The sequence below is a fragment of the Micromonospora jinlongensis genome, assembly GCF_013410645.1.
Lineage (GTDB): Bacteria > Actinomycetota > Actinomycetes > Mycobacteriales > Micromonosporaceae > Micromonospora > Micromonospora zamorensis.
The window spans coordinates 2,640,330-2,660,657 of sequence record NZ_JACCHK010000001.1 but is presented as its reverse complement, the minus strand read 5'-3'; the positions used below and the strand labels follow the sequence as shown (position 1 = coordinate 2,660,657).

Annotated in this window: 15 protein-coding genes and 1 pseudogene; 12 read left to right on the top strand and 4 right to left on the bottom strand. The window is 73.6% G+C overall.

Annotated elements, in window-relative coordinates; genetic code table 11:
• Positions 1-29: 29 nt before the first annotated feature.
• Positions 30-1,460, top strand: a complete 1,431-nt coding sequence (locus HNR22_RS11295) for an RNB domain-containing ribonuclease (RefSeq protein ID WP_179780324.1) — start codon at positions 30-32, stop codon at positions 1,458-1,460.
• A gap of 87 nt (positions 1,461-1,547) precedes the next feature.
• Positions 1,548-2,246, top strand: a complete 699-nt coding sequence (gene npdG / locus HNR22_RS11290; protein WP_179780323.1) for an NADPH-dependent F420 reductase — start codon at positions 1,548-1,550, stop codon at positions 2,244-2,246.
• A 108-nt stretch (positions 2,247-2,354) separates the two neighbouring features.
• On the opposite strand, the gene panB is transcribed toward npdG, so the two are convergent.
• Both panB and HNR22_RS11280 read right to left on the bottom strand, forming a co-directional pair.
• A complete protein-coding gene (gene panB / locus HNR22_RS11285; protein ID WP_179780322.1) occupies positions 2,355-3,200 on the bottom strand; it encodes a 3-methyl-2-oxobutanoate hydroxymethyltransferase in 846 nt (281 codons plus the stop codon).
• A gap of 193 nt (positions 3,201-3,393) precedes the next feature.
• Entirely contained in the window at positions 3,394-5,151 is a 1,758-nt protein-coding gene (locus HNR22_RS11280) for an NAD+ synthase (protein WP_179780321.1), read from the bottom strand.
• Positions 5,152-5,390: 239 nt separating this feature from the next.
• On the opposite strand from HNR22_RS11280, the gene glnA reads away from it, so the two are divergent.
• The 4 genes from glnA to HNR22_RS11260 all read left to right on the top strand — a co-directional run bounded on the left by glnA (position 5,391) and on the right by HNR22_RS11260 (position 8,521).
• Complete coding sequence (gene glnA, locus HNR22_RS11275) at positions 5,391-6,740, top strand: type I glutamate--ammonia ligase (protein ID WP_179780320.1); 1,350 nt, start codon at positions 5,391-5,393, stop codon at positions 6,738-6,740.
• 87 nt (positions 6,741-6,827) lie between these two features.
• Positions 6,828-7,253, top strand: coding sequence for a DUF350 domain-containing protein (locus HNR22_RS11270; RefSeq protein ID WP_179780319.1), 426 nt, complete (start codon positions 6,828-6,830; stop codon positions 7,251-7,253).
• A gap of 90 nt (positions 7,254-7,343) precedes the next feature.
• On the top strand, positions 7,344-8,036 hold the full coding sequence (locus HNR22_RS11265; RefSeq protein WP_179780318.1) for a helix-turn-helix transcriptional regulator: 693 nt from the start codon (positions 7,344-7,346) through the stop codon (positions 8,034-8,036).
• Between the two features lie 119 nt (positions 8,037-8,155).
• Positions 8,156-8,521 carry a VOC family protein gene (locus tag HNR22_RS11260; protein WP_179780317.1) on the top strand — a complete coding sequence of 122 codons (366 nt, stop codon included), beginning with the start codon at positions 8,156-8,158 and terminating at the stop codon, positions 8,519-8,521.
• A 179-nt stretch (positions 8,522-8,700) separates the two neighbouring features.
• On the opposite strand, the pseudogene HNR22_RS11255 reads toward HNR22_RS11260, so the two are convergent.
• Positions 8,701-9,159: pseudogene (locus HNR22_RS11255) on the bottom strand (hypothetical protein); the annotation flags it as partial.
• Between the two features lie 184 nt (positions 9,160-9,343).
• On the opposite strand from HNR22_RS11255, the gene HNR22_RS11250 reads away from it, so the two are divergent.
• Entirely contained in the window at positions 9,344-10,225 is an 882-nt protein-coding gene (locus HNR22_RS11250; protein WP_343059780.1) for a Vgb family protein, read from the top strand.
• 143 nt (positions 10,226-10,368) lie between these two features.
• Here the strand turns inward: HNR22_RS11250 and HNR22_RS11245 are convergent, their stop codons facing one another.
• A complete protein-coding gene (locus HNR22_RS11245) occupies positions 10,369-11,304 on the bottom strand; it encodes an LD-carboxypeptidase (protein WP_179780315.1) in 936 nt (311 codons plus the stop codon).
• Between the two features lie 114 nt (positions 11,305-11,418).
• On the opposite strand from HNR22_RS11245, the gene HNR22_RS11240 reads away from it, so the two are divergent.
• From HNR22_RS11240 to mptB (HNR22_RS11220), 5 genes are read left to right on the top strand one after another with little or no spacing between them, the layout of a single operon-like run.
• Positions 11,419-12,186 carry a glutamine amidotransferase-related protein gene (locus tag HNR22_RS11240; protein WP_179780314.1) on the top strand — a complete coding sequence of 256 codons (768 nt, stop codon included), beginning with the start codon at positions 11,419-11,421 and terminating at the stop codon, positions 12,184-12,186.
• Positions 12,186-15,206 carry a bifunctional [glutamine synthetase] adenylyltransferase/[glutamine synthetase]-adenylyl-L-tyrosine phosphorylase gene (locus HNR22_RS11235; RefSeq protein ID WP_179780313.1) on the top strand — a complete coding sequence of 1,007 codons (3,021 nt, stop codon included), beginning with the start codon at positions 12,186-12,188 and terminating at the stop codon, positions 15,204-15,206. Before HNR22_RS11240 ends, HNR22_RS11235 begins: the two co-directional genes overlap by 1 nt.
• Positions 15,199-16,821 (top strand): hypothetical protein, encoded by a 1,623-nt coding sequence (locus HNR22_RS11230; protein ID WP_179780312.1) that lies wholly within the window; start codon positions 15,199-15,201, stop codon positions 16,819-16,821. Before HNR22_RS11235 ends, HNR22_RS11230 begins: the two co-directional genes overlap by 8 nt.
• A 47-nt stretch (positions 16,822-16,868) precedes the next feature.
• Positions 16,869-18,269, top strand: a complete 1,401-nt coding sequence (mptB, locus tag HNR22_RS11225) for a polyprenol phosphomannose-dependent alpha 1,6 mannosyltransferase MptB (protein WP_179780311.1) — start codon at positions 16,869-16,871, stop codon at positions 18,267-18,269.
• 14 nt (positions 18,270-18,283) lie between these two features.
• Positions 18,284-20,011, top strand: coding sequence for a polyprenol phosphomannose-dependent alpha 1,6 mannosyltransferase MptB (gene mptB / locus HNR22_RS11220; protein WP_425488049.1), 1,728 nt, complete (start codon positions 18,284-18,286; stop codon positions 20,009-20,011).
• Positions 20,012-20,328: the final 317 nt, after the last annotated feature.

Below are 20,328 nucleotides of genomic sequence, written 5' to 3'. Positions count from 1 at the left end.
ATCACCGGCGGCGCTGTCAGGATTGAGTCGTGGTCATCCGACGCGTACTCGCGCCCCGTATCGACTTCGGCGCACTGCGCCGCGAACTCGGTCTGCCCGGGGAGTTCCCGGCCGACGCCCAACGTGAGGCCGACGAGGCGGCCGGCGCGCCGCCGCGACCGCCCGTCGACCGCACCGACGTACCGTTCGTCACCGTCGACCCGGCCACCTCTCGTGACCTGGACCAGGCGATGCACCTCGCCCGCCGCCCAGGTGGGGGCTACCGGGTGCGGTACGCGATCGCCGACGTCGCCGCCCACGTCAGCCCGGGCGGCGCGCTGGAGGCGGAGACCTGGCGGCGCGGGCAGACCATCTACCTGCCCGACGGGAACGTGCCGCTGCACCCACACACGCTCAGCGAGGGTGCTGCCAGCCTGCTGCCCGACGACGACCGGGCCGCGGTGGTCTGGACCATCGACCTGGACGCCGACGGCGGCACCGTGGCCGTCGAGCTGGAACGCGCCCTGGTCCGCAGCCGGGCCAAACTCGACTACACCGGGGTGCAGGCGGCAGCCGACGCCGGGCGGCTGCCCGAGCCGATCGCACTGCTGCCCGAGATCGGCGACCGGCTGACGGCCCGCGGGTTGCGCCGGGGCGCGATCAACCTGCCGCTGCCCGAGCAGGATCTGGAGCCCGACGGCGACGGCTGGCGGCTGGTGCTGCGCGCGCCGGTGCCGATGGAGGAGCACAACGCGCAGATCTCGCTGCTGACCGGGATGGCCGCCGCCGACATCATGCTGGCCGGTCGGATCGGGTTGCTGCGGACCATGCCGCCGCCGAAACCGGAGGCCGTGCAGCGGCTGCGGGCCGCCGCCGCGCCGCTGGGCGTGCACTGGCCGGACGGCGTGGGCCCGGGTCAGGTGATCGCCGGTCTGGACGCATCCCAGCCGCGCGCCGCCGCGTTCATCGACCAGGCGGCCGAGTTGATGCGCGGCGCCGCGTACACCGCCTTCGACGGGACGGTGCCGGAGCAACCGGAGCATGGTGGCGTGGCAGCCACGTACGCCCACGTCACGGCGCCGCTGCGGCGTCTGGCCGACCGGTACGCCACGGAGATCTGCCTGGCGCTGCACGCGGGCCAGCCGGTGCCCGACTGGGCCCGCGCCGCGCTGCCCCGGCTGCCCGAGGTGATGGCCAGCACCGACCGGACCGCCTCGACGGCCACCCGCGGCGCCGTCGAGCTGGCCGAGGCGGTGCTGCTGGCGCACCGGGTGGGTGAGACCTTCGACGCGGCCGTGCTGGACGTCGACGCGCCGCCCAACGGCCGGGCCCGCACCCGGCCGCCCGGCGGCACGGTCGCGCTGGACGCCCCGCCGGTGCGCAGCCGCTGCCTCGGCGAGCTGCCGCTCGGCGAACGCGTCCGGGTCCGGCTGGTCACCGCGGACCCGACGGCCCGCACGGTCCTGTTCGAGCTGGCCTGAGCCTGCCGGCGCGGCCCTCGGGGGCAGCGGGGATCGTCACAGTGCTCCGCGCTGCTGCCGGACCGGTCGGTTTGCGAGGATGAACCCATGGCATACGACGCGAGCACGCTCCCCGACGTGTCCGGGCTGACGGTCGGCATCATCGGTGGCACCGGCGACCAGGGGCGAGGCCTCGCCTACCGGTTCGCGCGGGCCGGGCAGACGGTGTTGATCGGCTCCCGCAACGCTGAGCGGGCCGCCGAGTCCGCCGCCGAGATCGCCGCCCTGCCCGGAGTGCCGGCGACCGGCAGTGTCACGGGCGCGGCCAACGACGAGGTGGCCCGACGCAGCGACGTGGTGATCATCGCGGTGCCGTGGGACGGGCACGCCGCCACCGTCGCCGGCCTCGCCGAGCCACTCGCTGGCAAGATCGTCATCGACTGCGTCAACCCGCTCGGCTTCGACAAGCAGGGCCCGTACGCGCTGACCGTCGACGAAGGCAGCGCCGTGCAGCAGGCCGCCGCGTTGCTGCCCGACTCCCGGGTCTGCTCGGCGTTCAACCACGTCAGCGCCCCGCTGCTGGCCGACCCGGAGGTCGACCGGATCGACCTGGACGTGCTGATCTGCACCGAGGACCGCGAGCTGGTCGACGTGGTCGGCGCGCTCGCCGCCCGGATCCCGGGGATGCGCGGCATCTACGCCGGCCGGTTGCGCAACGCCCACCAGATCGAGGCGTTCACCGCGAACCTGATCGCGATCAACAAGCGTTACAAGGCACACGCGGGCGTCCGCGTCACCGACATCTGAGTCATTCTCTGGTGGCGTGATCCACTCCGGTTTCGTGAAAACGCGGTGTCCCGAGGTCAGGGACACCGCGTTTTCGGCAAACCCGAGTGGATCACGCCGTGAGCATCCCTAGAAGGTGTGCTCGGCGGCCGGGAACTCGCCGCCTCGGACCTCGTCGGCGAAACGCCGGGTGGCGTCGGTGAGCACACCGGCCAGGTCCGCGTACCGCTTGACGAAGCGGGGCGTCTTACGGGTCCGCAAACCGGCCATGTCCTGCCAGACCAGCACCTGCGCGTCGGTGTCCGGGCCGGCGCCGATGCCCACCGTCGGGATCGGCAGCTCGTGGGTGATCCGCTTCGCCACCTCGCCGGGCACCATCTCCAGCACCACCGCGAACGCCCCCGCCTCCATGACCGCCCGCGCGTCGGCGAGCACCTCGTCGGCGGCGTCGCCCCGGCCCTGCACGCGGTAACCGCCCAGGGTGTGCTCGCTCTGCGGGGTGAAACCGATGTGCGCCATCACCGGAATGCCGGCGCCGACGATCGCGGCGATCTGCTCGGCGCAGCGGCGGCCCCCCTCCAGCTTCACCGCGTGGCAGCCACCCTCCTTCATGAACCGGACGGCGGTGCGCAGCGCCTGCGCCGGCCCCTCCTCGTACGAGCCGAACGGCAGGTCACCGACGATCAGCGCCTGCCGGGTCGCCCGCACCACGGCCCGCACCAGCGGAAGCAGCTCGTCGGCCGTGACCGGCAGGGTTGTCTCGTAGCCGAACACGTTGTTCGCGGCCGAGTCGCCGACCAGCAGCACCGGCACGCCGGCCTGGTCGAAGATCGACGCCGTGTACTGGTCGTACGACGTCAGCATCGGCCACCGCTCACCGCGCTCCTTCGCGGCGATCAGGTCCCGGGTGCGGACCCGTCGGGTGGCCGGGCCGCCGTACAGCGCGGTCACCTCGTTCGGAGTGGACTCCACCATCTCTGTCTCCCTTCCTCGAGGCCGCCTGCGCGGTCCCCGGGTTCCGTCGCGATCGTCGCACCGTGAGACGGGGTGACGGCAGGGCCCAGTGCAAGATGTCACTCCACCGCGAAACCGCGAGGCCCGCGCCGCGCGGCCCCCGCGAGCAGGCGCCGGGTCGCGCCACCGACCCGCCACCCCCAGGGGGTACGCCTCAGCCGTGCTCGCGCCACCGGTTGGTGATCGGCAGACGGCGGTCCCGGCCGAACGCCTTCATGGAGATCTTCGTGCCCGGTGCCGACTGCCGCCGCTTGTACTCGGCGGTATCCACCAGCCGCAGCACCTTGTCCACCACCGCCGGGTCGTGACCCGACTCGACCAGCCCGTCGCGGCCGAGGTCGCCGTCGACGTAGCCGATCAGGATCGGGTCCAGGACGTCGTAGTCGGGCAAGCTGTCGCTGTCCAGTTGGCCCGGGCTCAGCTCGGCGCTCGGCGGCTTGCCGATCGAGTTCTCCGGGATCGGTGCGGTCTCGCCGCGCCGTGCCGCGTCGGTGTTGCGCCACTTCGCGAGCCGCCAGATCAGCGTCTTCCAGACGTCCTTGACCGGGTTGAAGCCGCCCACCGAGTCGCCGTAGAGGGTGGAGTAGCCGACCGCCAGCTCACTCTTGTTGCCGGTGGTCAGCACCAGGTGGCCCTCCTGGTTCGACAGCGCCATCAGGATCACGCCACGGACCCGGGCCTGGAGGTTCTCCACCGCCACACCGGACAGCGACAGGTTGGCCAGGAAGCCGTCCACCATCGGCTGGATCGGCTCGACGCGGTAGTCCAGGCCGGTGCGCTTGGCCAGGTCGGCGGCGTCCTCGCGGGAGTGCTCGGAGGAGTGCTGGCTGGGCAGCGACACCCCGACCACCCGGTCCGGCCCGAGGGCGTCGACGGCCAACGCGGCCACCACCGCCGAGTCGATGCCGCCGGAGAGACCGAGCACCACCGACGGGAACCGGTTCTTGTTGACGTAGTCGCGCAGGCCGAGCACCAGGGCCTGCCACACCTCGGCCTCGTCGGCCACCGGCTCGATCAGACCGCCGGTGACGGCCGGACCGGTCGGCGCGGCCGGAACGCCGTCCAGCGTGCTGTGCACGATGCGCATGCCGTCCGCGACGGTCTCCGTGGTCGTCGCGGCGGTGGCGGCCGGCAGCTCGACGTCGTGCACGAGCAGATGCTCGACGAACTGCGGGGCGCGGGTGAGCAGCTCACCGTCGGCGGTCACGATCATCGAGTCGCCCTCGAAGACCAGCTCGTCCTGCCCGCCGATCATGTTGACGTACGCGATGGCGGCGCCCGCCTCGGCGGCCCGGCGGCGGACCAGCGGCAGCCGGATGTCGTCCTTGTTCAGCTCGTACGGCGAGCCGTTGATGTTGACCACGAGGCCGACGCCGGCCTGCCGGGCGGCGGCGAACGGGCCGCCGGCCTGCCACAGGTCCTCGCAGATGGTCAGCGCGACGTCCACGCCACCGATCCGCACCACCGTCAGGGTGTCGCCGGGGACGAAGTAGCGGTCCTCGTCGAAGACCCCGTAGTTGGGCAGGTGGTGCTTGAAGTAGCGGGCGGCGACGACCCCCCGGTGCAGCAGCGCGGCGGCATTGCGGGCACCCCGGCCCGGCTCGGCGTCGCCGCTCACCTGCGGCGGCCCGTCGGCGTCCAGGTAGCCGACCACCACCGGCACCTCGCCGAGGCCGTCCGTGGCGAGGTCGGCCGCGAGCCGTTCCACGGCGGCCCGGGACGCGGCCACGAAGGAGCGCCGGAAGACCAGGTCCTCGACCGGGTAACCGGTGAGCATCATTTCCGGGAAGAGCACCAGCTGGGCACCGGCATCGGCGGCCTGGCGAGTCCAGCTGCGGACCAGGTCGGCGTTTCCGGCGAGGTCGCCGACGCTCGGGTTGACCTGGGACAGGGCGAGACGCAGGGTGGGCATGTCCTCATCTTGCCCCAGCCTCCTCGGGAGAATCCGTACCCTCGGACGAGATGGCCGCCACGCTGCGGTGGCAGGCGTTCGTCGGGTGGCAAAGGCACTCGCTCGCGGGGCGGGACGCGAGGGGACGGGCGGCGGCAGTTCGCGTAACGTCTGCGTAACCAGGCCCGGGAACACTGGGCGATCAGGTCGGGTGCAGCCCGGCCAAGGCGGACATAAGAGTGTCGCGAGGGGTTGGGGAAGTGGACCGTCAGCAGGAGTTCGTCCTCCGCACGCTGGAAGAGCGGGACATCCGGTTCGTCCGGCTGTGGTTCACCGACGTGCTGGGCACGCTCAAGAGCGTCTCGGTGGCGCCGGCGGAGTTGGAGGCGGCCTTCGAGGAGGGCATCGGCTTCGACGGTTCGGCGATCGAGGGCTTCGCCCGGGTCTTCGAATCGGACATGGTGGCCATGCCCGACCCGACCACCTTCCAGGTCTTCCCGTTCGAGGGCGGGGTCAGCGGCGAGAGCGCCCGGATGTTCTGCGACATCCTGCTGCCCGACGGCGGTCCGTCCTGGGCCGACCCCCGGCACGTGCTGCGCCGGGCGCTGTCCAAGGCCGCCGAGAAGGGCTTCACCTTCTACACCCACCCCGAAATCGAGTTCTTCCTCCTGGAGAACGGCCCGCAGGACGGCTCGGTGCCCACCCCTGTCGACACCGGCGGCTACTTCGAGCACACCACGCATGCCGTCGCTCGCGACTTCCGCCGCCAGGGCGTGCTGGCGCTGGAGCGCATCGGCATCTCGGTGGAGTTCAGCCACCACGAGGTCGCGCCCGGCCAGCAGGAGATCGACCTGCGCTACGCCGACGCGCTGACCACCGCCGACAACATCATGACCTTCCGGCACGTGGTCAAGGAGGTGGCGCTCTCCACCGGAGTGCAGGCCAGCTTCATGCCGAAGCCGTTCACCGACCAACCGGGCAGCGGGATGCACACCCACCTGTCGCTGTTCGAGGGGGAGCGCAACGCGTTCCACGACAGCGGTGACCCGATGAAGCTCTCCAAGGTGGCCAAGTCGTTCATCGCCGGCCTCCTGGTGCACGCCCGGGAATACACCGCGGTCACCAACCAGTGGGTCAACTCGTACAAGCGGCTCTTCCCGCAGGCCCTGCCGGACCGGATCACCGAGAGCCCAGCGTACGTCTGCTGGGGTCACCTCAACCGGTCCGCGCTGGTCCGCGTTCCCGCGTACGGCAAGCCCAACTCGGCCCGCGTCGAGGTCCGCTCCCCGGACTCGGCGGCCAACCCCTACCTGGCCTTCGCGGTGCTGCTCGGCGCCGGCATGAAGGGCATCGAGGAGGGCTACGAGCTGCCGCCGGGCGCCGAAGACGACGTCTGGTCGCTGACCAGCGCCGAGCGGCGTGCCATGGGATACGAGGCGCTGCCGGAGAACCTCGCCGAGGCGATCGACGTGATGGCCGGTTCCGAGCTGGTCGCCGAGGTGCTCGGCGAACACGTCTTCGACTTCTTCCTGCGCAACAAGCGGGCCGAGTGGGAGCAGTACCGGCGCGAGGTCACCCCGTACGAGCGGCAGCGTTACCTGGCGCTGTAACCGCGGGGCTGACGCGGTTGCGCGCTGCCGCTATCGTCTCGATCACCGCGCCGGTCCCCCTCCGGGCGGAGAGTCGGGAGGCAGTCGGTGCTGGAGGATCTGCTCAGCGGTGCTTGGCAGAGCGTCGTGTTCGGGATCGTCGGCGTGGGGCTCATGGCGGCTGGCTTCGTGCTGGTCGACCTGCTCACGCCCGGTCGGTTGCGCGACCTGATCTGGGTGCAGCGCAACGCCAACGCGGGGTTGCTGCTGGCCGCCAACCAGCTCGGCATCGCCGGGATCGTGTTCACCGCGATCCTGACCAGCTACAGCGACTTCGGCAGGGGTCTCGCCTCCACGGTGATCTTCGGCATCGTTGGGCTGGCCATCATGGCGTTGGCCTTCTTCGTGCTCGACCTGCTCACCCCGGGCAAGCTCGGCGAGGTCATCTGCTCGGACGAGCCGCACCCGGCGGCCCGGGTCAGCGCCGCCACCCACTTCGGCGCCGCGCTGATCGTCTGCGCCTGCATCGCCTGAGGCGACTGTCCGCTTTGCTGTGGCGGCCGTCCGCGTCGCCGTGCGGGCGGTCGCCGACGGGCGTCGTACCCCGGCCGTAGCGTGCCGGGCATGAACCGTACGGACCGTCTCTACGCGCTGGTCGAGGAGCTGCGGGCGGTGTCGCCGAGGCCGCGCAGCGCCCGCTGGTTGGCTGCGCGTTTCGAGGTGAGCAGCCGCACCATCGAACGGGACATCGGCGCGCTACAGGAGGCCGGTGTGCCGATCTGGGCCGAGCCCGGGCGCACCGGCGGCTACGTGGTGGACCGTGCCCGCACTCTGCCGCCGGTCAACCTCACCCCGGCCGAGGCGGTGGCGATGGCCGTCGCGCTGCACCGGCTCGCGGGCACGCCGTTCGCCGGGCCGGGCGGCACCGCGCTGCGCAAGCTGGTGGCGGTGCTGCCGGCCGCCGAGGCCGCCGAGGCGCACCGCCTCGCCGGCCGGGTGCACCTGATCGGCGACGGGCCGGCCACGCCCGTCCCGGCCATCGTCGCCGACGCGGTCTCCGCGCGGCGGGTGCTGCGCATCGGGTACGACGACCGCGACGGCACGGGTTCGCTGCGCGACGTCGAGCCGCTGGGCTACCTCGGCAACTCCCGACACTGGTATCTGGTGGCCTGGTGTCGGCTGCGCGACGAGCTGCGGTGCTTTCGCACCGACCGGATCCGGACCGTCCGGTCGCTGTCCGAGGTGGTGTCCCGGGAGTTGCGCCTGACGGACCTCGACATCCCGCACCGGCGGGTCCGCCCGCTGAGCCTGGTCTGAGGAGGCCGCCCGAACCCCGTCAGGTGATCTGGAAACACCGACAGGACGGTGTCGCGGACGCCCCCGAGACTGCTCCAGACGGCCGAACGGCCGGCACGGGAAATTTCTGGAGGCAGTAGATGTCCACGACGCCCATCACCTGGTTCGAGTTCGGCACCGACCGGCCGGACGAGGCGCAACGGTTCTACGGAGAGCTGTTCGGCTGGGTCTTCGAGGAGCAGGGTCCGTCCTACCGTGTTACCGGGGCCGGTGGCGACACCGGAATCGGCGGGGCGATCCGGACCACCAACGGCGACGAGCCGAACTACGCGATGTTTTACGCCGAGGTGGCCGACGTCGCGGAGACCTGCCGTCGGGCCGAGGCGGCCGGCGGCACGGTGCTGGTGCCGCCGGGTACGACGCCGAGCGGCCTCACCCGCGCCCAACTGCTCGACCCGGTCGGGAACCGGGTGGGCGTGTTCGCGCCTCCGCCCGCTCAGGTCTGACGACTGCGGATCGCCGATGTGGCGGTGTCCCGGCGTACGGACACCGCCACATCGGCTGATCGGTGTGGATCAATCCGGGATCACTTGCCGGGCGTGGCCTCGGGCGCGTCCTGCTGGTCGGAGCCCTCCGGGGCGGCGTCGGGGCCGTCCTTGTCGCCCTGGCCGCCCTTGTGACCGGGGCCGCCCTTGTCGCCCGGGCCCCCCTTGCCGCCGGGGCCGGGGAAGACGCCGGCCTCGACGGCCTTGGTGATGGCGTCGGCCTGCTCCTGGGTGAGCTTGCCGTCCTTGACCGCCTGGTCCAGCCGCTCCTTGAGCGCGGCCTGCCGGTCCTCGGCGGACGGGCGCTCCGGCCGGTCGGCCGGCTTGTGCTGCTCGCGCAGCTTCTCCAGCGCGGCGGTCACCTTGTCGGTGGGGACGCCCAACTCGGTGGCGAGCTTCTCAGCGAACTCGCCCTGCCGCTCGCCCCTCTTGTCGCCCTGCCGGTCCTGCTGCTGCGGCTGCTCACTGCTGCTGGCGCTCGGCGTCGGGGTGCTGCCGTCAGCGGCGAACGCCATCGTGGGGGCGGCGATCCCCACGCCGAGCACACCGGCGGCGGCCACGCCGGCCAGCAGGTGCTTCTTCGACATCGTGCGGAACATCAGTCCTCCAGATTGTCGTTGGTGCTGCGATGACGTCACCGACAGTGACCGGAAAGCCTGGGCGCGGCCCATGGCGACCCTGTCAGCGGGCTGACAATCTCCGACCAACAGCCGGACAAACCGGTTGCAACGTCGACGTCCCTGCGATCAGGGTGGGAAAACCCCGACGAAAGGACCACGCCTCGTGACGACCGCCGAGATTCGTGAGATGCCACTCGCCGCGCCGGGCGCCGGCCCGTACGGCATCACCGTCGGTCCGGACGGCGCGCTCTGGCTGACGCTGGTCCACTCCGATGCGATCGCCCGGTTGGCCTCCGACGGCGCGATCCGGACCTACCCGTTGGACCCGGCCGGTGGCCGGCCGCTGATCATCACCACCGGACCGGACGGCGCCCTCTGGTTCACCCGCTCCGGGGATGACCGGATCGGCCGGATCAGCGTCGACGGCGAGCAACGCGCGGTCGTCCTGCCAACCGACACTGGGCCGTGCGGCATCGCGGCCGGCCCCGACGGCGCACTCTGGTACGCCGGAATGAACTCCGACACGATCGGCAGGGTGGGTACCGACGGCGCGGTGGAGGTGTTCTCGCTGCCGGTGACCGGCGGGTTCGCCTCGATGATCACCGCTGGCCCGGACGAGGCGCTCTGGTTCACCCTCAACCAGGCGAACGCGATCGGCCGGATCGACCTCGACGGCCGGGTGACGCTGCATCCGGTGCCCACCGCGAACGCCGGCCCGGTCGGCATCACCCTCGGCGGTGACGGCGCGATCTGGTTCGTGGAGATCGCCGCCGGTCAGCTCGGCCGGATCACCCCGGATGGCGAGATGACCGAGGTCCCGCTGCCGGACCGGGCGGCCCGCCCACACGCGATCGTTGCCGACCCGGCCGGCGGCGCCTGGTTCACCGAGTGGGGTGCCAACCGGATCGGTCACATCGACGGCACGGGCCGGATCGAGGGTCACGACCTGCCCACCCCTAACGCCGAACCCCACGGCATCACCCTGACCCCCCAGGGCGTCTGGGCCGCCCTGGAAATAGGAGCAGTAGCCCACCTGACCCCCTGAACCCCACCCCACCCCGCCCGCCCCGCCGCCCGCCTGGTTGATCAAGAGATTTGCGTCAGAATCCCGCCCGAAGTTGACGCAAACCTCTTGATCACCGGGGTGGGGCGGGGCAGGGCGAGGGCGGGGCAGGGTGGGGGGTGCGGTTACTGGACTGCGGGGGATGCGGTCAGGGTGCCGTTTTCGGCATTGAGCGTGGCTTGGGTGCCTACCGGGACGGTCAGCTGGTTGGGGCCGTGGCCGATGGGGAGGCCGCCGAGGACCGGTACGCCCAGGTCGCCGAGGCGTTCGGTGAGCACGTCGACGATCGTGGTGTCCCAGCCGTCACCGCAGTCGGTGAACTGCCCGACCGCCACCCCGGCCAGCCCGTCCAGCGCGCCGGCCCGACGCAGGTGGGTGAGCATCCGGTCGACCTTGTACGGGGGCTCCTGCACGTCCTCGATCAACAGCACCGCCCCGGTCAGGTCGGGCAGGTCCGGTGTGCCGATCGAGGCGGCGATCATGCACAGGTTGCCGCCGAGCAGGGTGCCGGTGGCGAGGCCCGGGACGCGTACGTCGAAGGTCTCCTCGGTGGGCACCGCGGCGATCGACACCGGCTCGGTCGTCATCAGGGCCGCGTGCAGGGACTCGGCGGAGCGCAGCGGGGTCCGCTCGTCGCGCCAGGCAGCCCCCGGACCGTGCACCCCGGCCAGCCGGGCACCCCGCCACAGTGCGAACTGCAACGCGGTGATGTCCGAGAAGCCGGCTACCACCTTCGGGTCGCGGCGGACGGCGGCCATGTCGATGGCGTCCACGACCCGCTGGACGCCGTACCCGCCCCGCGTGCAGATCACCCCGCGGATCTCCGGGTCGGTGAAGGCCGCGTTCAGGTCGGCGGCCCGTAGGTCGTCGGTGCCGGCGAGGTAGCCGTGGCGGGCGTACGCGTTCGGCGCCGGCACCGGGCGCAGGCCCCACCCGGTGAGCAGCTCCGTGCCCCGGGCCACCCGCTCCGGCGAGGTCGGGCCGGACGGCGACACCAGCAGCACCGCGTCGCCCGGGAGTAGCACGGGCGGGCGGACGGCTGCGGTGTCGTCGCTGATCACAACCGCTGAGCCTAACGACCACGCCAGGTCCCGGCCGCCGCGGTGGGACACCACCGGAAGCGTGGGCCTGTGGCGGGGCGCTGCGTCGCGTGGCGCACCGGCTAGCCTCGACGGGTGGCAACCGCGCTGGTGATCGAGAACGACCCGACCGACGACGCACGCCGGCTGGGCGAGTGGCTGACCGAGGCTGGGCTGGAGCTGTGGGTGGTTCGCCCGCACGCCGGCGACGAGCTCCCCGCCGACCTGGAGGGGTACGCGGCGCTGGTGGTGCTCGGCGGCGACCAGCAGGCGTACCCGCTGCCGGACGGCTCGCCCGGCGCACAGTGGTTTCCGGCGGTGGAGGGCCTGCTGCGCAAGGCGGTCCGCTACCGGGTGCCGACCCTGGCCGTCTGCCTGGGCGCGCAACTGCTCGCCACCGCGCATGCCGGCCTGGTCGAGCGGAGTCCATCCGGACCGGAGATCGGCCCCGGCGTGGTCGGCCGGCGCGACGCTGCCGAGGGCGACCCGCTGTTCCGGTACGTGCCGTTGATCCCGGACGTGCTCCAGTGGCACGCCGACGAGATCACCGAGCTGCCCCGGGGCGCCACCCTGCTGGCCGCGTCCACCCGCTACCCGCACCAGGCGTTCCGGCTCGGTGACCGGGCCTGGGGTCTGCAGTTCCACATCGAGTGCGACGCCGCGATGATCGCCGACTGGGCCACCGACTCGGCCCAACTCGCCGAGCTGGGCTACGACCCGGAGCTGGTGGTCGCGGCCTGCGCCTCGGTGCTGCCCGACATCGAGGAGGTCTGGCAGCCGTTCGCCGCCCGGTTCGCCGCGCTCGCCCTCGGCGAGTTGGACGACAGCACGATGCGGCGCGGCCTGCCGCTGCTCGGGCACTGATGAGCCGGCCGACCAGGGCAACGGGCCGGCTCGCCCGGTACGGCTTCGGCACCGCCGAGGGCGACGGCGGCGCGCGCGCCGCCGACCTGCTCGGCCCGGACGGGCTGCGGCTGTGGCGGCCGGAGGAGCAGGAGCCAGCCGACGAGCCGGCCGGTGAGCTGCTCGCCGCGATGTCCCGGGCCGCCGACCCGGACCTGGCGCTGCGCCAACTGCACCGCATCGTCGAGGCCGAACGCCGCACGACCGACGACGACGCCGACTCGCCGCTGCTCGCGGAGCTGCACGCCGACCCGGGGCTGCGGCGGCGGCTGATCGCGGTGCTCGGTGCCTCGTCGGCGCTCGGCGATCACCTGGTGGCTCATCCCGACCACTGCACGGCGCTGCGGACCGCCCCGGACGGGCTCGCGCCGATCGCCGAGGGGCGGTTGGAGCCGGCCGCCGGTGGCAACCCGGTGGCGGTGCTGCGGACCGCGTACCGGTTGGCGCTGCTGCGGATCGCGGCGGCCGACCTGACCGGCGGACGCGGCCTGGAGCAGACGATGGCCGCGCTCTCCGCGTTGGCCGACGCGACGTTGGCCGCCGCCTACGAGGTGGCCGTCGCGGAACTGGCGGAGGGCACCGAGCGGCCCCGGCTCGCGGTGGTGGCGATGGGCAAGTGCGGCGGCGGCGAGCTGAACTACGTCTCCGACGTGGACGTCATCTTCGTGGCCGCCGAGGACGCCGACCTGGCCGCCGCGACCCTGGTGGCGACCCGGCTGATCCACATCTGTGGGTTGGTCGCCTGGCCGGTGGACGCCGCCCTGCGCCCCGAGGGCAACCGGGGCCCGCTGGTGCGGACCCTCGCCAGCCACTTGGCCTACTACCAGCGGTGGGCGCGCACCTGGGAGTTCCAGGCGCTGCTCAAGGCCCGCCCGGCCGCCGGTGACCTTCCGCTGGCCCAGGAGTGGATCGACCAGCTCGCGCCGCTGGTGTGGCGGGCGGCCGAGCGACCCGAGGCGGTCGAGGACGTCCGAGCGATGCGGCGCAGGATCATCGACCACATCCCGCCGAAGGAGTTGGAGCGCGAGATCAAGCGCGGCCCCGGCGGGTTGCGCGACATCGAGTTCGCCGTCCAGTTGCTGCAACTCGTACACGGTCGCGGGGACGAGACGCTGCGGGCGCCGGGCACCATCCCGGCGCTGCGCGCGCTGGTCGCCGGTGGCTACGTCGGCCGGGCCGACGGCGAGGCGTTGCTGCGCGGCTATCGTTTCCTGCGCAGCGTCGAGCACCGGCTGCAACTACAGGGCCTGCGTCGTACGCACACCGTGCCCACCGAGCCGGGCGCGCTGCGGTGGCTCGCCGCCGCGCTGGGTTTCACGGCAGCGCCGGGGCGCAGCGCCGTGGAGAGCTTCCGGGCCGAGTGGGTCACCCACGCCACCGAGGTACGCCGGCTGCACGCCAAGCTGCTCTACCGGCCGCTGCTGGAGTCGGTGGCCCGGGTGCCGGCCGACGGGCTGCGCCTCACCCCGGAGGCGGCCCGGCACCGGCTGGAGATCCTCGGGTTCGCCGACCCGGCCGGGGCGCTGCGGCACCTCCAGGCGCTCACCGGCGGGGTGAGTCGCACGGCGGCGATCCAGCGGACCCTGCTGCCGGTGCTGCTCAGCGAGTTCGCCGACGCGCCGGAACCGGACCGGGGGCTGCTCAACTACCGGAAGGTCTCCGACAAGCTGGGCAGCACCCCCTGGTATCTGCGGCTGCTGCGCGACGGCGGCCCGGTCGCCCGTCGGCTGGCCCGGGTCCTGGCCCTGTCCCGGTACGTCGCCGACCTGCTCGCCCGCGACCCGGAGGCACTGCGGCTGCTGGCCGAGGAGAACGAGCTGGCGCCCCGCTCCCGCGAGGTGCTCCGGGAGGGATTCCTCGCCGCCGCGGCCCGGCACGCCGACCCGGTCGAGGCCACCCGCGCGGTACGCGCACTGCGGCGCCGGGAGCTCGTCCGGGTGGCCTGCGCCGACGTGCTCTGCCGGGCGGGCGCGCTCGCACCCACACCCACCCGACCGGACGGCACGAACCGCCCGGCACCGGGGCTGGCCGACATCACCCAGGTCGGCACGGCTCTCGCCGACGTCACCGACGCCACCCTGGCCGCCGCGCTGCGCGCCGCCCAGGCCAGCCAGCCGGCCCCGGAAGGGCTGCGGTTCGCGGTGATCGGCATGGGACGGCTCGGGGGGTACGAGTCGAACTACCTCTCCGACGCCGACGTGCTCTTCGTCTACGACCCGCCCGCCGGGTCCAGCGAGAGCGCCGCCAGCGCCGCCGCCCACGCGATCGCCGAGGAGCTGCGCCGACTGCTCGGCGTGCCCGCGCCCGACCCGCCGCTGGGCGTCGACGCCGACCTGCGCCCGGAGGGCCGGCAGGGCCCGCTGGTTCGCAGCCTCGCCGCGTACGCGGCGTACTACGCCCGCTGGTCGCGGGTGTGGGAGGCGCAGGCCCTGCTGCGCGCCCGGTTCGTCTGCGGCGACGCCGAGCTGGGCGCCGAGTTCGAGGCGATGATCGACCCGGTGCGTTACCCGGCTGAGGGGCTGACCCGCGAGCAGGTCGTCGAGATCCGGCGGATCAAGGCCCGGGTGGAGACCGAGCGGCTGCCCCGGGGCGCTGACCCGGCCACCCATACCAAGCTGGGGCGCGGCGGGCTGGCCGACGTGGAGTGGGCCGTGCAACTCGTCCAGCTCCGGCACGCGGGCGCGGTCCCGTCGCTGCGCGGCACGCGTACCCTCGATGCCCTTGCGGCCGCCGAGCGGGCCGGCCTGATCGACCCGACGGACGCCGCGGAGATGGCCGCCGGGTGGTCCCTGGCCGCGCAGGTCCGCAACGCGTTGATGCTGGTCCGGGGCCGGGCCGGCGACCAGTTGCCCCGGCACGGGGTGGAGTTGGCCGGCGTGGTCCGACTCCTCGGGCGGGACGACCCGGGGGAGTTCCTCGACGAGTACCTGCGCGTCGGCCGCCGCTCCCGTGCCGCGACGGAACGGGTCCTGAATGCCTGACGCGTCGACCCGGCCGGCCACGCGGTCCCCGCAGGCGGTCTGGGCGGCGGCGACCGGGGCCGCGGTCGTGTTCGCCGTCGCGTTCCTGCTCGCGCCGCGGATGGGCACCGACCTCGCGGCGCAGGTGGCCCGCGCCGAGTTCGCCGACCGGTACGGCGGTGCGCCGATCGACCTCGGCTGGTACGGCGGCGTCAACCAGTACGGCTACAGCCTGTTCACGGCCAGGTTGGGCGCGCTGATCGGGATGCGTCCACTGGGGGCCGTCGCCGCCTTGCTCGGCGCGGCGGCGCTGGGCTGGCTGTTCGTCCGGGGCCGGGCCCGCCGGCCGCTGCTGGCCGGCGTCCTCGGTGCCGTGGTCCTGGTCGGCAACCTGGCGAGCGGTCGGGTCACCTTCGCCGTCGGGCTGGCGTTCGGGCTGCTGGCGCTCTGCGCGGTCAGCGCGGAACGCCCACCGCGCCCGCTTCGCCTGGCACTCGCCGCCGGCTGCGCCGCCCTGGCGACGGCGGCGAGCCCGGTCGCCGGCCTGTTCACCGGCCTGGCCGGCGCGGCGTTGCTGCTGGCCGCCCTGCGCCGAGGCGACGGGCCCGGCCGTGCACTGCCCGGTGGGTGGCGCTCGGAGCGACCACTGGCGGAGGGGTTCGTGCTGGCCGTGGCACCCGCCGTCACCCTGGCGCCGATCGCGTTGCTCTTCGGCAACGGGGGCACCCAGCCGTACTCGGCCGAGTCGATGCGGATCAACGTCGCGCTCGCGGTGCTGGTGGCGGTCGTGCTGCCGCGTCGCCGCCGGGTGCTGCGCGTCGGCGCGCTGCTCACCGTGCTGCTCCTGGTCGGCGCGTACTACGTGCCCAGCCCGATCGGTTCCAACGCGCTGCGCCTGCCGCTGCTCTTCGCACTGCCCGTGCTGGCCGGGTACGCGCCGCTGCCCGGCCCGTGGCTGGCCGGGCTGCTCGCCGCGACGGTGTGGTGGCAGTCCCCGGTGATGCTGAGTGACGTCACCCGGGCCGGCGCCGCCGAGAGCGCCCCGGCGTTCTATCGCCCGCTCGTCGCGGAACTCGACCGACGGCAGCCCGTCGGGCGGGTCGAGGTGGTGCCCCTGCGCGACCACTGGGAGTCCGCCTACGTGCCACCGACCGTGCCGCTGGCCCGTGGCTGGGAGCGCCAGGTCGACAGCGACCGCAACGCGCTGTTCTACGACGGCACCCTGAGCGCCCAGACCTACGAGCAGTGGCTCCGCGACCAGGCGGTCACCTACGTGGTGGTCGCCCCGGACGCTCCCGCCGACCGGTGGGGCCGCGACGAGGCCGCGTTGATCCGCGGCGACCTGCCGTACCTGCGGGAGGTCTGGCGCGATCCGACCTGGCGCATGTACGAGGTGGTCGATCCGACGCCGCTGGTCGGGGCCCCCGGCCGACTCGTCACCGCCGACCGGGGCGCGGTCCGGCTGACAGCCCAGCCCGGCGACGTGCCGGTCAAGGTGCGGTGGTCACGGTGGCTGTCGCTCGATGGCCCGGACGGCTGCCTGCGACCTGGCGCGGACGGGTGGACCGAGGTGCGGGTACGCGCGGCCGGCGACTACTCGATCTCCAGCAGCCTGGCACCGGCCAACCACTGCTGACGGTCCTGCCGTCGGTCACCCACCGGGGTGCTGGCAGCATGTCGGGCGTGCCTCCCCACCTCGCGCGCTGGACCGGCCTGGCCGGCTCGATGCTGCTCGCGCTGTCCGCGTTCCTCGGCGGCGCGTTTCCCAGCGGCCCCCTGCGCAGCACCCCGGTCAGCATCTGGCAGGGCACCAACGGCCCGCTGATCCTGGCGGCCTGGGCGGTCGGCACCGGCCTGATGGCGTACGCCTGGTGGCGGCTGCGCGACGGCGGCCCGTCGACTCGCTGGGCACTGGTCACCGTGGGGCTGTGGCTGCTGCCGCTGCTGGTCGCGCCGCCCTTCGGCAGCCGCGACGTGTACGCGTACGCGTGTCAGGGCGCCAGCTTCGCCGGTGGCATCAGCCCGTACGAGCAGGGCGTCTCCGCGCTGCCCTGCCCCTGGCTGGACTCGGTCTCCTACATCTGGCGGGACACCCCCGCGCCGTACGGGCCGCTGTTCGTGCTCGTCGCGGGTGCGGTGGTCAAGGTCGCCGGCTCGCTGACCGCCAGCATCGTGCTGTTCCGGGCGCTGGCGCTGCTCGGCGTGGTGTTGAGCGCGTGGGCGCTGCCGGTGCTGGCACGCCGGGCCGGGGTGCCGGCCAAGCGGGCGGTGTGGCTGGCGCTGGGCTCCCCGCTGCTCGCCGCGCACCTCATCGGTGGCCCGCACAACGACATACTGATGCTCGCCGCGCTGGTCGGTGGGCTGGCCGTGGTGGCCGCACACCCGCGCCGACGCGGCATGCTGCTGGTCGGCGGGTTGCTCCTCGGAGTCGCCGTGGCGATCAAGGTCACCGCCGTGGTGGTGGTCCCGTTCGCCGCGCTGGCGGCCACCGCCGGCCCGTACCGGCTCCGGACCCTGATCCGCGACGGCGGCTGGGTGGTCGGCGGCACGATCGCCGCCGTGGTGGGCGTGACCATCGCTGGCGGGCTGGACTTCGGCTGGGTCGGCGGGCTGTCCCAGGGCGGCGCCGCCGTCGCCTGGACATCGCCGCCGACCGCCGTCGGTCAGACCGTCGGCTACATCGCCGCGCTGTTCGGCGCTCACATCGACGCGTTGCCGGTGACGCGCGGGACAGCCGTGGTGGTCCTGGCCGTCCTCCTCGTCTGGCTCTGGTGGCGGGCCCGCACCCGCGACCCCCTGTACTACGCCGGGCTCGCCCTCGCCGTCACCGTCGCGCTCTCTCCCGTGGTGCACCCCTGGTACTGGACGTGGCCGTTGTTCGTGCTGGCCGCCACCGCCCGCCGTACCGGCTGGTTCACCGTGGTCGCCCTCGTCGCGTCGTTCCTGGTGCTGCCGGACGGCACCGGGTTCCCCAGATATACCAAGACGGTCGGGGCGCCGCTGATGACGCTGTTGGTGATCGTGGTGGTCGTCCGGTTGGTACGGTCGGCTCGGGCGGCCCGTCAGCCGGTCGCCGCCGACTGAGGGAAGGTGCGCCGGTGACCGCTCCCGGCCCGCCTGTTCCGCCGCCGCCTGGTCCCTTGTCGGCACGCCTCGCCCGGTACGCGGGCCTGGCCGGCGGGGTCCTGCTCACCGTGGCCGGCTACCTCGGCGGGGCCCTGCCCGACGCCCCGCTCGGCGTGACACCGGCGTCGATCTGGCGAACCCCGGACGGCCCGGCGACGCTGATCTGCTGGCTGGTCGGCACCGCGCTGCTGGTCGGTGCGTGGTGGTCGCTGCGCGGGGGCGCTCCGTCGACCCGGTGGGCGTGCGTCACGGCCGCGCTGTGGGCGCTGCCGCTGCTGATCGCGCCGCCGCTGGGCAGCCGGGACGTCTACTCGTACGCCTGCCAGGGCTGGACGTACGCGCACGGCGTCGACCCGTACGCGGTGGGCGTGGCGGCGGCGGGGTGCCCGTGGCTGGATACCGTGGCACCCATCTGGCGGGACACTCCGACACCGTACGGGCCGGTGTTCGTCCTGCTCGCGGCGCTCGCGGTCACGCTCGGCGGCGGGCTCACCGGCACGGTGGTGCTGCTGCGGGTGATCGCCGTGGCGGGGCTGCTGCTGGCCGCGATCTGCCTGCCCGGCCTGGCACGGGCAGCCGGGGTGCCGACCCGGCGGGCAGTCTGGCTGGCGTTGGCCGCACCGCTGGTCGGGGTGCACCTCGTGGCTGGGGCGCACAACGACGCAGTGATGCTGGGCCTGCTGCTGTGTGGGCTGCTGCTGGTGATCCGGCGGCCGGGTCTGCCCGTGGCGTTGCTCCTGGCCGGGGCGCTGCTCGGGCTGGCGGTGACGGTGAAGGCCAGCGCCCTGGTGGTGGTGCCGTTCGCCGCCCTGGCCGCCGTACACGGTCGCCACACCGTACGGGCGTTGCTGCGGGACGGCGGCTGGCTGGCCGGTGGGTTGTTCGCCGCGCTGCTGGTCACCTCGACGCTCTCCGGCCTCGGGTTCGGCTGGGTGGGTGGGCTGACGCACAGCGGCGACTCGGAGCAGTGGACGTCGCCACCCACCGCCGTCGGGTTCGTGGTGGACTACGCCGGTGCGCTGGTCGGCCGGGACCCGCAGGCGGTACCGGTGCTGCGGGCGGTTGCCCTGCTGCTGCTCGCCGGGGTGCTGGTGGTGCTCTGGTGGCGTGCCTGGCGGGCGCTGCGCGGCCCCAACGATGCCCGGCGGGCGGCGCGGGCGGCTCAGGGCGAGGGGGCGGGGGTCGAGGGCGCGTGGGTCGAGGGCGCGTTGGCCGAGGGCGCGGGGGGCGAGGGCGCGGGGGTCGAGGGTGCGCGGGTCGAGGGCGCGTGGGTCGAGGGTGCGCGGGTCGAGGGTGCGCGGGGCGAGGGGGCGCGGGGCGAGGGGGCGCGGGGCGAGGGGGCGGGGGGCGAGGGCGCGGGGGGCGAGGCGCGGGCCGAGGGCGCGTGGGTCGAGGTGGGGCGCCCTCGGGTGGTGCTGCACGGCGCGGCGCTGGCGCTGGTCGCGACGGTCGTCCTGTCCCCGGTCTTCCACCCCTGGTACGCGACCTGGCCGCTGGCGTTGCTCGCACTGACCGCCGTGCGAACGACGTGGTTCGTTCTGCCAGTGGCGGTGGTGGCCTTCCTGGCCCTGCCCGACGGCACGAACCTGGCCCGCTTCACCAAGGCCCCCGGCGCCGTGGCGATGACCGCCCTGCTCCTGGCCGTGGTCCTGATCCTCCTGCGCACGGCGCACCGCCCGGGTCCAACCCGTCGATCATGAGGTTGGCGGGGGCAATTCGGATGTAATGCCCGGCCAACCTCATGATCGACGTCCTTGTGCGGCCAAGATCGTGCCCGAACGTGGATATAGGGGCTTCGGGCCGCTTCGGTGGCCACTAAAACCATGATCGAGCACGATCTTCGTCCAGGCCCAGTCCAAGATCCGGGCAACTTCAGGGAAAGTGCTGTCTACGGTGCCTGGGAGGCAGCAACATCCCCGAAGTTGTGTGGGGTGCGGGGCCTGCGGGGCGCGGGGCCTGAGGGCGGGGCCTGTGGGGCGCGGGGCCTGCGGGGGGCGGGGCCTGCGGGGCGGGGGCC

Coding starts and splice junctions, on each gene's coding strand:
- npdG (WP_179780323.1), top strand. CDS start 1,548: ATGGCATACGACGCGAGCACGCTCCCCGACGTGTCCGGGCTGACGGTC.
- panB (WP_179780322.1), bottom strand. CDS start 3,200: ATGGTGGAGTCCACTCCGAACGAGGTGACCGCGCTGTACGGCGGCCCG.
- HNR22_RS11280 (WP_179780321.1), bottom strand. CDS start 5,151: ATGCCCACCCTGCGTCTCGCCCTGTCCCAGGTCAACCCGAGCGTCGGC.
- HNR22_RS11265 (WP_179780318.1), top strand. CDS start 7,344: ATGAACCGTACGGACCGTCTCTACGCGCTGGTCGAGGAGCTGCGGGCG.
- HNR22_RS11260 (WP_179780317.1), top strand. CDS start 8,156: ATGTCCACGACGCCCATCACCTGGTTCGAGTTCGGCACCGACCGGCCG.
- HNR22_RS11235 (WP_179780313.1), top strand. CDS start 12,186: ATGAGCCGGCCGACCAGGGCAACGGGCCGGCTCGCCCGGTACGGCTTC.
- HNR22_RS11230 (WP_179780312.1), top strand. CDS start 15,199: ATGCCTGACGCGTCGACCCGGCCGGCCACGCGGTCCCCGCAGGCGGTC.